Annotated in this window: 9 protein-coding genes; 2 read left to right on the forward strand and 7 right to left on the reverse strand. The window is 39.8% G+C overall.

Features of this window, described 5'->3' with window-relative positions; translation table 11 throughout:
- Positions 1-4: 4 nt before the first annotated feature.
- The gene (locus J1G40_RS09365; protein WP_265242366.1) at positions 5-547 is read right to left on the reverse strand and encodes an RNA polymerase sigma factor; all 543 of its coding nucleotides are present in this window, start codon (positions 545-547) and stop codon (positions 5-7) included.
- Positions 548-703: 156 nt separating this feature from the next.
- Here J1G40_RS09365 and J1G40_RS09370 point away from each other — a divergent pair, with 156 nt between their 5' ends.
- Positions 704-1,678, forward strand: a complete 975-nt coding sequence (locus tag J1G40_RS09370) for a polyprenyl synthetase family protein (RefSeq protein WP_265242367.1) — start codon at positions 704-706, stop codon at positions 1,676-1,678.
- Positions 1,679-1,691: 13 nt separating this feature from the next.
- On the opposite strand, the gene J1G40_RS09375 is transcribed toward J1G40_RS09370, so the two are convergent.
- The 5 genes from J1G40_RS09375 to J1G40_RS09395 all read right to left on the reverse strand — a co-directional run bounded on the left by J1G40_RS09375 (position 1,692) and on the right by J1G40_RS09395 (position 13,283).
- Positions 1,692-3,389 (reverse strand): CRTAC1 family protein, encoded by a 1,698-nt coding sequence (locus tag J1G40_RS09375; RefSeq protein ID WP_265242368.1) that lies wholly within the window; start codon positions 3,387-3,389, stop codon positions 1,692-1,694.
- Between the two features lie 8 nt (positions 3,390-3,397).
- The gene (locus J1G40_RS09380; protein ID WP_265242369.1) at positions 3,398-4,744 is read right to left on the reverse strand and encodes a vanadium-dependent haloperoxidase; all 1,347 of its coding nucleotides are present in this window, start codon (positions 4,742-4,744) and stop codon (positions 3,398-3,400) included.
- Positions 4,745-4,751: 7 nt separating this feature from the next.
- A complete protein-coding gene (locus J1G40_RS09385; protein ID WP_265242370.1) occupies positions 4,752-8,099 on the reverse strand; it encodes a VCBS repeat-containing protein in 3,348 nt (1,115 codons plus the stop codon).
- A gap of 68 nt (positions 8,100-8,167) precedes the next feature.
- Complete coding sequence (locus J1G40_RS09390) at positions 8,168-10,045, reverse strand: RagB/SusD family nutrient uptake outer membrane protein (protein ID WP_265242371.1); 1,878 nt, start codon at positions 10,043-10,045, stop codon at positions 8,168-8,170.
- Positions 10,046-10,055: 10 nt separating this feature from the next.
- Complete coding sequence (locus J1G40_RS09395) at positions 10,056-13,283, reverse strand: SusC/RagA family TonB-linked outer membrane protein (protein ID WP_265242372.1); 3,228 nt, start codon at positions 13,281-13,283, stop codon at positions 10,056-10,058.
- Positions 13,284-13,714: 431 nt separating this feature from the next.
- Between J1G40_RS09395 and J1G40_RS09400 the strand changes: the two genes are divergently transcribed.
- Positions 13,715-14,728: a GntR family transcriptional regulator gene (locus J1G40_RS09400; RefSeq protein WP_265242373.1), complete on the forward strand. Its 1,014-nt coding sequence runs from the start codon at positions 13,715-13,717 to the stop codon at positions 14,726-14,728.
- Between the two features lie 31 nt (positions 14,729-14,759).
- On the opposite strand, the gene J1G40_RS09405 is transcribed toward J1G40_RS09400, so the two are convergent.
- Positions 14,760-15,911 (reverse strand): lycopene cyclase family protein, encoded by a 1,152-nt coding sequence (locus J1G40_RS09405; RefSeq protein WP_265242374.1) that lies wholly within the window; start codon positions 15,909-15,911, stop codon positions 14,760-14,762.
- Positions 15,912-15,940: the final 29 nt, after the last annotated feature.

Genomic DNA, 15,940 nt, shown 5'->3' on the forward strand with positions numbered 1-15,940 from the left:
TTTTTTAATTAATAGTTTCTTTTATTTCTTCTAGTTCTTTTAATAATATGGACAAGGCCCTGTGTCTTCTGGACATTAGGGTGCCTTCAGGAACACTTGTTTCCAGACTAACTTCTTTATAAGTATAGCCCTCAAAATCTATTGCGATGATGATATCTCTATAGAGGGGTTTTAGATTAAAAATGGCCTTTTTTAATTCCATTTTCATTGTATCGGAATATGCATTGTCAGATTTTCCGTAAAACAATTCTGTGAATTCCAGCAACCGATTTTCCATTTCATCTTCTACATGAGATATTCCTTTCTTGGTTCGCATAAGGTCTATGATCTTATTCCGAATAGCATTGTAGACGAACCCCGCGATGTTATTGATGGGGGTTAGGTCTTCTGACCTCGCAAATATTTTTAGTGCTACCTCCTGGACAATATCTTCAGCGTTCCGATCTGCGGTATCACTTATCCTGGAGTTTGCATAAGCTTTTAGCGAATGGTATTCATCATTGAAAAATGATTTTAGATTGTTATAATTGTCTGTTTCCGAACCCATGTAAAAACTTTGTTGCTTACGCTACATTTATAAAGACGAAGCTTTTCAAAACTATTGCATTTTTTAGTGTAAATTTTTTATGCCTGATATTTAAATAAACGGATAGGCAGAAATTCTGTTTGTCAAAATGGATGTATTTTTGAAAAAACCACTTGAATGGAGACTATTGAATATTATATAAATGCGTTTAATACTTATCTGGAAAAGAACGTTGAAACCAAGGACCCATATCAACTCTATGATCCTATGGTGTACATTATGGGAATTGGAGGTAAAAGGATAAGACCAGCCTTAACCTTGATGACAACTTCTCTTTTTGATAAGGATTACAAAGCGGCCTTATCAGCGGCGATGGCCATCGAAGTTTTTCATAATTTTTCTCTTGTACATGACGATATAATGGACGAGGCCCCACTAAGAAGAGGAAAGGAAACGGTTCATAAGAAGTGGGATATCAATACAGGAATACTGTCCGGGGATGCTATGCTGATAAGTTCATATCAATTGCTGGAGCACTATGAGGGCAAAAATTTCAAAAACATGGTACAGTTGTTTAGTAAAACGGCAATTGAGGTATGTGAAGGCCAGCAATACGATATGGATTTTGAAATAAGGGACGATGTTACTTTAGCGGAATATTTAAAAATGATCGAATTTAAAACCGCGGTACTACTTGCAGCAGCAATAAAGATGGGCGCCATGGTTGCCGAAGCCTCTGATGAAGACCAGGACTTACTTTATGAATTTGGCAGAAACCTGGGGATTGCCTTTCAATTGCAAGACGATTACCTGGATGCTTTTGGAAACCCGGAAACCTTCGGCAAACAAAATGGGGGAGATATTATTGAGAATAAAAAGACTTTTCTCTATCTGAAAACGAAGGAACTATGCAATAGCGATGAGCTAAAAGAGTTAGACCATTTGTTTTCTATAAAACCTGCCGATCCCACGGCCAAAATTAGAATTGTAAAGGATCTTTTTGAATCTAGTGGAGCGGCAAAAGAAAGTAAGCGCGCCATAGCGGATTATACTCAAATGGCCTTTGAGCAGCTAGATAAATTAGCCATTAGCGAAGAAAAGAAATTAAACCTTCGAAATTTTGGAAAGCACCTTATTCATAGGGAGCATTAGTTTATTGCATGGATTAACTTAAATCTGGAGTGCGCTTGCGTCTTCTTTTCAAGTATATAATAATAAGCCCCAAAAACACGACAATAGATGCAACATATGGTAATTTGGAAGGTTTGTCAGGAATTTCATTGATGGTAATCAACTGATTTGCATTCTGATTCAGTAGTAATTGTTGCTTGCCACCAATCCAGGTAACTATAACAGAATCTACTTGCTTGGCGGTGCCAAGCCCAAAATGTGCAATTGTAGAATTTTGGGATAAATGACTGGAGCCACCCCCATCAATCTCGCGAATCATTTTGGTGTCCCCAACAACGACTTCCACTCTGGAGCCTATGCCGTTTTTTTCCGAGGAGGTTCCTTGCAGGGCAACCTTAAGCCAATTACCGGTGGTTACGTCATTTCTAAAAAGTCTGGTTGTAGATTGGGTCGGGTATTCGCGTACTGGCTTTTGATTCACAACCAAAAGATCCAAATCTCCGTCATTTTCAATATCAAAAACCACAGACCCACGCCCAACCCCATAATCGTTAGTTGCTGTGGCCCGGCTTTCATCTGTAAAGCGGGCATTGCTATTCTCAAAATAGAAATTACCCATGGGGGTACAATTTGGATTTAGGTCCCCATTTGAAACATAAAGATCCAAATCCATATCATGGTCAAAATCAGCGAAATTAGCTCCCCAACTTATGGCAAAATTATATGTTCCCAATTCTTTGGCACGATCTACAAATGGCTTTCCTACGCCATTGTTTTCCATAAGTAAATTGAACTTTATATTAGTCACATAATAATCCAGCAGACCATCGTTATTGTAATCGCCAACCGCAGAACCCATTGCATTTTCTTTCAGATCCATTTCTGTGGCCTTACTAATATCATCAAATGATGATCTGGGATATCTATTTTCATAGAGAAAGTTAGGGACCGCTTTATAACCAAAATCATGGTTTACCAACAGGTCCTGGTCGGCATCATTATCAAAATCGGTAAAAAGCGCACCAAAACCAAACCCCCGGTGTTCCAGATTATAGTCCTCATATTCATTTTCAAAGTATTCCCCATTTTTGTTGATTAGCAGATAGCCTCTTGCAGTTTGATGAGCACTAACAATGGTTGCATCTTTTAATATGCCGAGAGTGCCTTCAAATTCTAAAAAATAATTCCCGATATAAAGGTCTGGATACCCGTCTGCATTTACATCGCCAAAGCTTGCACCGGTGCTAAACGAATTTAAGTGGTCTAGTTTATACTCAGCTGTAACATCTCTAAAGGTGAGGTCTCCATTATTGAGAAAGAAGAGGTTAGTGGCTCTTGGAATGGTGTTCTTGCCATCAGTGGTATTAATTGTAGTGATGAAGAGATCCTTAAACCCGTCCTTGTTTACATCGGCACTCACGGCTCCCTGTGTCACATAACCTTTGGATACATTTAAGCCCGAAGTTTCATAGATGTTTTTAAAGGTCCCATCTCCATTATTGAGGTAAAGGACATCTGATTGGGTTCCACTGGTAATAAATAAGTCTTCATAACCGTCATTATTAATGTCGAAAACGGTGGCGCCTCCACCAAAGGTGCCTTCATAAACATGAAACTGATGTTCAATACCCGCTTCGGAAGTAATATCAGTAAAAGTAGCTTGCCCGAAAGATACAGCAACAATCAGCTGGAAAAGGACGGCTGAAAACAGATTGTGGGTCGTCGGTTTCATATTTAACTTTAATTCTTCCATTCAAGAGCAATAACATTCCTGGCAATTTTACTGCCTTCTTCCAGTCCTACTGCATTATCTTGCGGGGTGTGTATTCCTCCATAAAACCTGGAATCGGCAGTTTCTTGTGCCGCCTCCCAAAAGGTGCTGAAAGAGCGAATTACAAAATCTGTTTCTCTTACTTCATCCCTTGGTCTGTTCTCATGTGCTTTATCTGTAAATTGAAAAGGATTTCCAAAAACGTCTTCTAAAACAACAGCCGCCGCCGCCGCCTGGATGGCATGTCCGGAAGGAAATGATGGAAAAGGAGGATCTGGCCAAAACGATTCCCATTCATTATCTATAAAACGGGGGATAAAAGTATTAGGTCTTTCAGAGAAGTAATAATATTTCCATAACCAGCATTTGATGAAGGCATCAGCTGTGGCGATTCCCATTTTAGCAAAAGCTTCTGCACATTGTATTAATGGGGGATTGGACTTTTCTACCGCCAGGGTTACAAAATAATAAGAGTGTCCCGGAGGGGTAAACGTTACGTCCGGATCATCTCCCCACCAAATTGCCGCTTCTTTTTCTTCCTGAGTAAGTTCCAGATCCTTTTTATATACCTGTAAAAATTCATTGTAGTAAGGAGAATCTGGCAACGTATCATATGGGATCATATATGGTATCCCTATTTCGGCATTTTTATTTAAAAATGTGCGGTTTTCTCCCCAATGAGGATGCAGCGGGAGATGACTAAAAGATTGAGCGAATAGCGGTGGCTTCCAGGAACCCGGTCGTTCAGGATGAACAGCTTCCTTATCAAAATTGTTTAAATAACCTCTGTGTCCTCCATCTGTTTTGGACCAATCATAAATATGGGAAGCAACTGCTTTTCCATAGGCAATTGAACGCTCGATTTCCTCCTCATTAAGACCTTTTGAGAATTGCTTTTTCATTGCCGCTTCAAGAGAATCTATACGCATTTTATTCTCATCAGAAGTTTGTTGGTAAATATTCTTAAGAATATATGCCTGCGAAGCATTCAGGGAAAGCGGCCAGGAATAATCCAGTGAAGCATCGGGTTTAGGCAGTTGTTCTAAGCCGTTTAATTTTCCTTCCATAGAATGATATGAGTCATATCCGTTTACTATAGATTGGTACATAGTTAGCCCAATATAGCCAAAACCTCTGGAAGCAAATGTAGGTGAATTGGCCGGGGTAAACTGGGTGATATACAACGACATATTAGCCCATTCCAGTGCCAGTTGTTGTTCAGTTAAAATTACCTCTTCTCTAGATTGGCAGCTCTGAAGAACAATAATTGCAAGTAGTATAATGCAAGTTCTATCCCAAAGAATCCTCCTTTTCATATGTACTCTATTTAGATGCTGAGACTTTATATGCTTTAATTTTATCTTCGTTAATACCCAGTAATAGCAGATCATCAATAAGCAGGCTACTTCGTACTGCTCCTTTTACTTTTAAACCGGAATTCAACTGGTCTAAATATTCAAAATGTCCTTCGCCATCTCCAATTAAAAGGGTACCGTAGTTGGCGTCGTACTTTCCAAGACGTAATTTAAAATAATCATTATTTCCGAAAAGGATCATGTCTTTTTTACCGTCGGCATTGTAATCTGCAACACTTATATTATAGACAGGTGCATATTGAGCCTGTAATGGGAGGGGATGTATATTAAACTTCCCTTCACCTGAATTTAATAACAATGTAGTTTCCATATGGTCCGCAGTTAATTTGCCGGCAGAGTTTAGCTGCTCCTCGGTAAGAATGTCCTCTATCGTAGCGCCGGAATAGGTCTTGTAACTTGTAAAGTCAGACCGAAGTCCTGCCAGTTGACCCAGAAGTTCATCTCGTGTTAGATAAGGATAGCTCTTACCTTGAATGTAATAACAGAAAATGGGATCAATTGCTCCGTTTTGGTCAAAGTCGGCAAAATACATCTCTGCTGGTTCTGCCTTAGAGACATTAAATTGGGTATTAGTACCCATATTCCCAGCAATAATTTCTGGATGCCCGTCCATATTTAGATCTTCTATTTTTAAAGAATTCCACCACCCATTTATTTTTGTGTCAAAATAAGAATCAGTTGCATTGGTAAGTTTTCCATTGCGGTTTTCGAAAACAGAGATGGCCATCCATTCCCCAACTACAATCAGCTCTTCTATTTTGTCGTTATTTATATCTTCCCAGGCTCCATCGGTGATCATACCCAAATGTTGCAGTTCGGGAGCTAAAGTGGAGATCTGATCAGAAAAATTTCCCTGACCATCGTTGATAAGCAGGTGACTGGGAGGTATTTCGGGATATCTTCCTGGAACTACTCTACTACCAATAAAAATATCCAAAAAGCCATCGTTATTTACATCATTTGCAATGACGCAACTATTGCTTGTGAGCAGTGGGGGCAGAGCGGTCTCATTTTTAATGAAGCTCCCCTGGCTATTACCAAAATAGATACGATTTAATAAGAGCGGGTCGTCCGGAGCCAGGTCGTGATATCCTCCGGAAACAACCAAGATGTCATTAAAGCCGTCTTTATTGGCATCAAAAAAAACTGCATCGGTATCATCAGCTGCTTTATCTGCCTCGAGCGAAGGGGTATTAAGTTTATTAAAACGACCGTTGTTATTTTGAATATAGATGGCTGCAGATTGTCCCTTACTGCCACCGATAAATATATCTTCCAGGCCATCTGCATTGAGGTCGCCTTTAACCATACAGGGACCTGTATGAGAAAACTGGCTGATAAGCAAGGATTGTCTTTTAAAATCGTTACTGGAAATTTTCGGATCCTCAAATGCTATTGGAGAAGGGACTTGAACCAGGAGCGATGCGGGCAAAACAGATGTTGAAGGTGTTTTATTTGCATTTTTTTCTTCTAAAGTTATCCTTTGGTTGGCCTCTAGCTTAGTTAAGGTTTGCCGTTTTCCATTATTCCACCGTATTTGTAGTGAATCTACATGGGTAGCATTTCCTAATCCGAAATGCAGAACAGGGGATACGGTAGATAAGTATCCCCTGGAGGTTACTTGTTCCAGGTGTTGTGAATTGTTGCCCGTATAAAGAGAAATTTCAGCACCTATACCCTGAGTATTTGATCCTTCTCCCTTTAGTTCGACTTGTAGAAATCCATTTTCTATTAGCTGAGATTCGTTTCTAAAGACAAAAGCCGGTTTGTTGATATTATTTACAATGAGGTCCAGGTCCCCGTCATTATCAAGATCGGCATAAGCTGCCCCATTGCTGTTAGAAGGAAGATCTAAACCCAGTTCCGTGGTTTTATTAGAAAAACGTACGCCACCCTCATTCAAATACAGATAATTAGTAAGGTCTGTTGATGGCATCCTTTTGATGATTTCTAAAACGTCTTCCCTGCTAAGGCGGCCTTTGGACTTTACATAGTCGTCCATATAATTAATGAAATCGAGATTGGTATAATCTCTGAAATAACCATTAGTGACATAGAGATCTTTCCAGCCATCGTTGTCATAATCTGCCAGAAGAGCAGACCAACTCCAGTCCGTATTTGATATTCCTGCCAATTGGCCTATTTCACTAAAGGTGCCATTACCGTTATTAAGTTGCAACATATTGCGCATGTACTGGTAATGAAAGCCACTCCTTAGGTTAAGGTCAAATTTTTCGTAATTATCCGGAGACAATAGTAATTTCTGTCTTTCATTGTCTTCGGGGAGCATGTCTAGGGTAAAAATATCCTGTAACCCATCGTTATTGATATCAGCAATATTATTTCCCATCGAAAAATGGCTGGTATGCCCTATACTTTGTTGCAATTGATCAGAGAAGGTGCCATTTTGATTATTTATATAGAGATAATCCGGAATGGTATAGTCATTGGATACATAGAAGTCTGGCCATCCGTCGTTATTCAGATCGCTAATACATAATCCCAGGCCATAGGTTAGGGCAGAACCGCTAATGCCTGCTTTTACAGTAATGTCCTGGAATTTCCCGTTGTTCTGTTGCAGTAATCGTACGCCCTGAAGAGGATCATCTTGTTTTAATAATTCTGCGGTACTGACTTCATTAAGAACGGGAAGTGATTTGGGGTTGTGGTTAAGAAGGAGAGCGTCCAAATCTCCATCCCTGTCATAATCAAAAAAGTGGGCCTGATTACTAAAGGCAGGATTTGCCAGGCCATATTCCTCAGCTCTTTCTTCGAATATCGGAATATTGTTCTCGTCATTACCAGTATTAATAAACAATTGGTTGCGCCGTTTTTCTGGCGGCAGTGCCCCGGAATAACAGAGATACAGGTCCAATTTGTTGTCGCCATTTATGTCGACCGCCGTTATTCCTGTTTTCCAGGGGCCTTCCCTTCCACTTACTTTGGAAGTTGAACTGACCTCCTGAAATTTGAAATCGCCCTGATTGATATAGAATTTATTATCACCCATATTAGAAGTAAAATAAAGGTCGATAAGGTTATCCCCATTGAAGTCGGCAGCCGCAACCCCTCCCCCGTTATACAGATATTCATACATCAATACATTTGCATTTAGGCCTTCAGTAAGTTTGTTTTCAAACTTAATATTGGTTTCCTCAGGGCTGAGTAACGTAAATAACGGAGGTGTAAGCTGCTCCTCTGAAATGCCAGAGGGTTGTTCTTTTTTACAACCAGCAGCTGCCAATATCAAAAGACTAAAATACAGTAGAAATTTACTATGGAATAGCTTGTTCATAGGGCTATAAAAGTAAAGATTCTATCCCTAGGAAGGGATAGAATCTTTCTAAAATAAAACGATATTTCTTAGTACCCTGGATTCTGTACTAGCATTTCATTTCTATTCAATTCATCTCTGCTAATAGGGAAGAAGTACATTTTGTCTGACCAGGAACGAACTTCATTCTCCGTATTATCTACAGAGGCATAAGTGTAATCATAAACCGCCTTATCATGTCTGTAAGGTACATGTGGCGTAGCTCCTGCTTTTAAGGTGGCCTGAACACTCATTACTTTTATACCTCTACCTAATGTCGTAGGCGCAATCATCCAGCGTCTTGCATCGTGGTAACGATGTTCTTCATATGCCAGTTCTATACGTCTCTCGTTTCTATAACGGTCCATAAGAGCTGCACCTGTATCTGTTACCGCCGGAAGTCCAGCACGGAATCTTATTTTATTCATCCAGTTCAATGCTTCACCTTCATCACCTGTTTCTAAAGAGGCTTCGGCATAATTTAGAGCCATTTCCGTAAACCGAATAAAAGGCCATGGAATTACCTGTGCACTAGATTGGTTGTCTACTACAGCTGGATCCGGATCAATAAACTTTCTAACATAGTAAGAAGTTCTACTTCCATTCCAGTTTTCAATAGCCGATTCTCTGGTATCTACTCCTGGGATTATTCCACCTGCTCCATCATCATAAGAACCGGATTGTATCTGATCTACAGGATCTATTCCTGCAACATCAGAAGGTCTTGGTTTCCAACCTGCACCATCATAAAGTATGGTGGCATATAATCTTGGATCTCTGTTTGCATATGGGTCGGCAGCATGTGTAGGATTGTTCCAGTCAAATTTAGAACCGTCCATCATCTCATAATCGTCCACTAACAACTGAATTGGTGTATTACCTGCCCAGTTATGGTATCCGTTGGGACCATTATTAATCCCCTGGTGGATACCACCTAATGGCCATCCGCTTTCCCTTGTAAACAGCGGGGTATGAGTACGCTCAAAAAGCAGTTCTGAACGTGCAGCGGCATCTCCAACAGAGCTACCTCCACCCAGTGAGATATTCACATAATTTGTTTTCCCTTCTTCAGGAGATACGGGAGCGGATAAATCCAATTTGTACCCTGAAGTGGCATCCAATACAGCTTTGGCTGCTGCTTTGGCAGCATTCCAGCGTGCAGTTCTATCTCCACCTGTATAGGCTACTAAAGAGACGTCAGAATACCCGCTATGTGCTGTTGAGTTAGCACTCGCTGTTGGGCCATCTCTAAGGTCACTGGCAGCATAAAGTAACACACGGGATTTTAGCCCCATTGCGCTTAACATAGAAGCTCTACCTGGAGTGGCAGGTTTGCCATTTAACAGGGTAGTTGCCGTATCCAAGTCACCAACAACAAAATTAACCAGTTCTTCATAGGTATTTCTGGCGATAGCAAAATCATCATCAAGCCCGTAAGGACGATCAATAATTGGTGCCCCTCCGTAGAAATTCATCACCTGGTGATAGTAAAAAGCTCTTAAGAAATGGGCTTCACCCAATAATCTGTCTCTTAGATCGGTATCATCGAATGTGGATTCAGGCAATTCCTGAATGGCCACATTGGCCTGGCGTATTGCTAAAAACAGCTCATTCCATTGTGGAACAATTCTGTTGTTACCAGTCCCGGATTCACTCAAAGTACCCTCAGTAATTACATTGATCCCTCTACCCGAGTGGGTAAACATGGCTTCGTCTGTAATAGAGGCTAGTCCTTCTTCTTCGAATCCTCCATAATTTAAAAATGAATACACATTAAAAATAAATGCTTCGGATAAGGAGCCATCTCCCCACGTTGCATCAGCCGATATTTTATCTAAAGGCTTTGTGTCTAAAAAATCTTTGTTACACGACAGCGGGATCATAGCAACCGCCAGTGCACACAAAATTAGTAATCCTCTTTTTTTCATAACTTTTTTGTTAAAACGTTAAACTAAAACCTGTATTTATCACCCTTGCTTGTGGATAATATGTTCCGGCGCTGTTGGTTGCTTCCGGATCAAAAATATCATTAGCTGCAATGGTTAATAAATTGAGCCCGCTAACATAGACTCTAAAACTAGACAATCCAAAAGACTCTGTTATTTTCGAAGGAAAATTGTAAGCCAATTGTATGTTTTTCAAGCGAATATAATCTTTACTGAATAATAAATAGGTATTATTTCCAAAACTACCTCCAGTATAGTACGTATCTCCTCTACTTGCCAATCTGGGATGAACGCTGCTAGGATTATCTATGCTCCATCTGTTATCATGGCTGTATTTAAGGAAATTTCCGATATCACCAGACTCAGTAAAGATGCGAATTGACGATCCGGTTGCGCCCTGAAGTAATAAAGATAGATCAAAATTCTTATAAGACGCATTAAACGTAGCTCCAAAGTTAAAGGTAGGAGTAGCATTTTCATCTAAACGCACCTGATCATCTGCATCTATTACACCGTCACCATTTACATCTTTGAATTTCATATCTCCAGGTTTTAAATCCGGAGTTACATTGCTGTAATCCAAGGTATTTGCGTTTATAGCTGCCTCATCCAGAAATGCTCCATCAGACTGATATACCAAATAACCTCCGATTGGTTTACCTTCAGCCAACTGATAATTAGGGGCACCTGGAATTTCATCAAAGAAGACTACTTCGTTCTTAGCGTAGCCACCGTTGATTCCTGCATCCCATTTAAAGCCATCTGCATTACCACCGTAATAGTTTAGTGCAAATTCGTATCCTTTGTTATCCACTTTACCTGCATTAACAGGAGGTAGTAGTGCGCTGATTCCGGATGAACCCGGAGTAGAACCGGTTTCCCTAATAAGAATCTGATCCCGTTTGTTAAGGAAATATTCCAAAGTAAAGCTCAGGTTGCCATCCAGGATAATACCGTCAAGACCTACATTAAAATTGTTTGCTCTTTCCCAGGTAAAACTAGGGTTGGCAAGTAAAGCTTCCTCCAAGGTGGTTACCACCTGGCCATCTATTGGAAATTCATTGAAGTTATATGTAGAAAGGAAGGCATATTCCTGAAGTTCACCCGGATCTATTTGTCCGTTGCCATTGCTGTCAAAAGCTACCTGGTCGTTACCCATTTGCCCGTAAGAACCTCTTAACTTTAAGTAATCTATACCTTTAACATTAAACCAGTCTTCGCTGGTAATATTCCATCCAACAAGGAATCCAGGGAAGAAACCAAAACGATCCGCTTCAGGGAATACATAAGATCCATCATATCTCCAGATAAACTCCGCAAGGTATTTTTCCTTATAGTTATACTGAAAACGACCATAGTAACCTAAGCGTGTTCTGTTAAATCCACTACCATTTACAGTTTGGGTTGCACCACCTGCAAACAATTGGTCTACCGCGGTAGAGATAAATTCTCTTCTAAACGCAGAGAAGAAATCGCCCTGGAACACTTCGCGGGTTACACCAGCAAGTACATTAATAGTATGATCTCCAAAATCCCTGTCGTAATTCAACAGTGCTGTTAAATTGGTGTTCAGGATATTTGCTGAAGATTGTGTTAGCCTTGCATCTGTAAAATTAGAGCGGATAGCACCATTAAATTCAGCATTCCCGGTTGCAATGTATTGATCTCTGTCTAGGAAAAATAACTCCCAGGGGGTTTCCCATTTTTTCTGTCTGGACTGGCTCTGATCTACCCCGGCAAGTAACGTCAACTTTAAACCGTCTACCCAAGGGGCTTTAATATCTACAGATCCTGTCAACTGAAGATAATCTGTAGGTTGCCTGTCGTAACCTGTGGCATTTGTAGTAATCACCACCGGCTGCTGACCATTTTCAATATCCGGACCTGGCAGACCATTAGGCCAGATGGCCGGTTCGGTAGGCCTACCTCTCATAAGCATTCTAAAAATAGCTCCTGCAGATTCGGTAGGGAATCTACGATCTTCTTTTCTGTATGCAAACCCCAATTTGGCATCAATGTAGTCATTGATCTTGGCGTCTGTGTTGATCCTAAAATTATATTGTTGAAATCTGTTTGCCGAATTCTTGTAATAGGCGTCCTGATCTGTATATCCCATAGATGAGAAATACTTAATTCTTTCGCTTCCTCCACTAATAGATATATTGTGTCTTTGCTGTAAAGCCCAATCTTTAAAAGTGTCCCCGAACCAATCTGTGTCAGGATAGAGAATGCGGTCCGAACCATCTCCATGTGCGGCAACCGCTGTAGGGCTAAACTGCGCATTAAGCGTTCCTATACCTGCAGTTGGAGAATCATAGGTGCCTGTTGATTTTATAGCAGCTGAGGCTGCTCCCCATTCACTAACTGGTATGTTGTTATAAATAGGTAATTCATTCATGATATTTGCGTATTCCACCGCACTGGACATATCAGGAATTATAGTTGGCTGGTTGAGGCCGAAATCCGCATTGTACGTAATAGTCGGTTTTCCTGCCTTACCTTGTTTGGTAGTGACAATGATAGCACCATTTGCAGCTCTTGCTCCATATATAGCTGCAGAAGCATCTTTTAGTACTGAGATATTCTCAATGTCATTTCCGTTTAAACGTCCTATTCCTCCATCCCTGTCCGGAATACCATCTATAACAATAAGAGGTTGACTATTCCCCAGGGTATTCGTACCCCTAATAGTTATGGAAGATTCATCATTTCCAGGTTCCCCGCTTGTTTGTATAATTACCACACCCGGGAGTCTACCAGCAAGTGAGTTGGAAATACTTACGGCCGGTGATGCTTCGAGCACCGTCCCTTGTACAGCTGTCACAGCTCCCGTTACAGTAGCTTTCTTTTGAGTACCATAACCTACGACTACTACTTCGTCCAAACTCGCAACGTCTTCTTCGAGGAAAACATCAAGTGTGGTTTGGTTGTTTACAGCCAGCTCGACGGTTTTGTAGCCTATTGAACTAAATCGAAGGCTGGTATTACCATCACTAACTGTAATAGTGTAATTGCCATCAAAGTCGGCTACCACCCCATTGGTGGCATCATTCACATCTACAACGGAGACTCCAGGCAATGGAACGCCATCGGCTGCAGAAGTTACGGTACCACTCACTGTTGTCTGAGCTATAGCAGATGGTAATCCAATTAATGTTAGCAAAATGAATAGCAGGAAGTACATCTGCTTTCCATTTCGTTGTGTAACGCTTTGTTTCATAATTGAGAGTTGTTTAAGTTGAGTTAACCAAAAAAATTGAACACCTTGTTGTGACTGAGGTATTCAACAGTTTATTAATTGTTCTATGATATTCTATGCTACTATGTCAAAAATATGATTAATTTTATTAAATATCTAAGTTAATTTCTAAAATTTGCTAATTTCACAAATTTGAGTCTTTTTGTTTAGCGACTTGATATTTTGTCTCTGATGACTAATATAGCTAATTGACAATTAAATGTATACAGAAAAATGTTTTTTTTGGGAATTAAACAGAACTAATTGCACAATAGCATCGATAATATTTAAACATAACCGAATTAATAATTACATATCTCACTAGTTTAATAGTCTGTTGTTATATGTTCCGATATGATTGCCTTTTTTTTATCATCTAATAATTCAACCATTAAAAAGCTTCTGATCACTATATGTCATTAATTGCTCAAATAAATCAATTAAAGGAGAACAGCATTCTCTCAAAACACGAGCAATTAGTTCAAGGAGTAATCCGCTCCATTGATATGGGTATCCTGGCACGAGGAGATAAATTACCTTCCATTAATGCTATGGTAAGTGAGCTTGGGTATGCCAGAAAGACCATCGTAAAAGCCTACGAAGAGTTAAAAGACAGAGGTCTGGTAGAGTCCAAAAAATTAAAAGGGTATTATATAATTAGCGATGAGACGAATGTTACCTTAAGGGTAGCACTTTTACTTTTTGCATTTCATCATTTTCAGGAAGACTTTTATAATACTTTTAGAAAAGATCTCGGAGAACGATTTCATATAGATGTTTTTTTCCATCATAACAATCCCGAAATGTTTAAGACCATCCTTTCCAATATCCACGGAAAATACGGAAAGTATGTGATAGCCCCGATTCCCGATAAGAACCTGATTCCGGTTTTAGAAAACATACCCCCGGATAAATTATTAATCATTGATAGGTACCTTCCCGTTTCCCAAGAGTATTCTTATGTAGCCCAGGAGTTTGAGCAAAGCACTTATGAGAGATTAGAAGAGTTGCTTCCTCAAATAAAAAAATACAAGAATATCATTCTTTTGTTTGATCCTGATTCGGAGGTTCCAAAAGAAATTTTAGATGCTTTTAACCGCTTTGTTGAGACCTACGGATTACAAGGTATAGTTAAGGATAAATTTATAACAGGGACGCTGGAAAAGGGGGATCTTTATTTTTGTGCCTCCGATGCTTTCCTGTGGAAGGTGCTCAGTGAATGTCATAAAACTTCGCTCCGTGTCGGAAAAGAAATTGGAGTACTGTCCAGAGATGATCATGTAGTAAAAGAGATAGTCCTTGGAGGCATTACCACTATTTCAACAGATTTTAACGCTATGGCGAAAATGGCGGCCGATTGCGTTAAACAGGGGTCATTTGTCAGGTCGATTATAAAAACGAAATTAATCAAACGCGGTTCCTTGTAGTTGATTTATTTCCGTGGTAATGGCTTGCCGCTTAGAATAATCTGCGGAACAAGGCGCTTATAAAATCTTTCTTTGGACATGCAGATATCACTTGCAGATCTTCCCAAAAACTGGTTCTTTCTTCCAAAAATTTTAAGATAAGTTGTGGGGATCTCTTCTTAAATAGGGATTCGAAGATAATTTGACCCCTATCGTTTTTTCGATGAAGAATGTCTAACAATAGCAAGTCATAATACCAAAATCGCCTTTTGGTGCTAAAAGTATTTAAGGGTTTATTTTTTTTGAGAAAGGACACTAGTGATGCAGTATTCCTGACCGTATTCATAAAAGTGAAGCCAGTACTTGGCTTAGACCAGCCACCCGCTGTTCCTATATTAATCACATTGCTGGTATTATGAGCTTCAAAATTATAACAGCTCATAGGGATGCTGCCTTTTTCTTTATCTGTTATTACATAAGCACTTCCTGCTAAATGCGTGTTTATGTAAGATGCAATGGCTGCTTCGTATTCCTCTTCTGCCAGGAGATCTTCAGAGAAGAGCGTGTATTCTACCAGACCCTCATTTTCAGAAAAAGGAAGGACATACATAAAACGGGTATTTCCTTTTTGAGGAATGGTAAAGTCCATAAACCCGGCATTATTAGGATCAAATACCGGCTGTTCAGTTCTAATGAACCATCCTGTGAAATGCTGTTGCAAAACAGGAAATTTCTGTTGTTTTGCTATATCGTGATAATGAAATATACTATTGAAAACCTTTGATGCCGAGTAGGTATTTTTAGTGGTATTTACAATAACCGAACTAGTTTCATTATTGATATCGACTACCGTTTCGGAGCTGAATGTAATATTAGAATAGGAGTCGATTCTTCCCAGGTACTCCTTGTAAAAGTCGATCCCACGAATCATCTTATAAGAGTAGGGTGCAATATCCAGATTTTTCCGGAACTGCTTACCTCCAAAATAAACGCTATTCCAGGAAGTATAGAGAAGAGGATCAAATTGCCCGCTGCCTCTTTCCCAAAAGCACCAGGTCCGGTCATTCGATTCTTTTGCGTCTTTCTCTATGAGCAGTATTGATTTACTATTAAAAAAAGCATCTTTGCCAATGGCATCGGCAAGAAGCAAACCTGCCGCTCCCGCTCCAATTATTATAAAATCAAAAGAATTGGATTCAATCACTCTTTTTTATGCTATAAGTTGTGCACAAA

The organism is Muriicola sp. Z0-33 (assembly GCF_026126425.1).
Taxonomy (GTDB): domain Bacteria; phylum Bacteroidota; class Bacteroidia; order Flavobacteriales; family Flavobacteriaceae; genus JAFMPW01.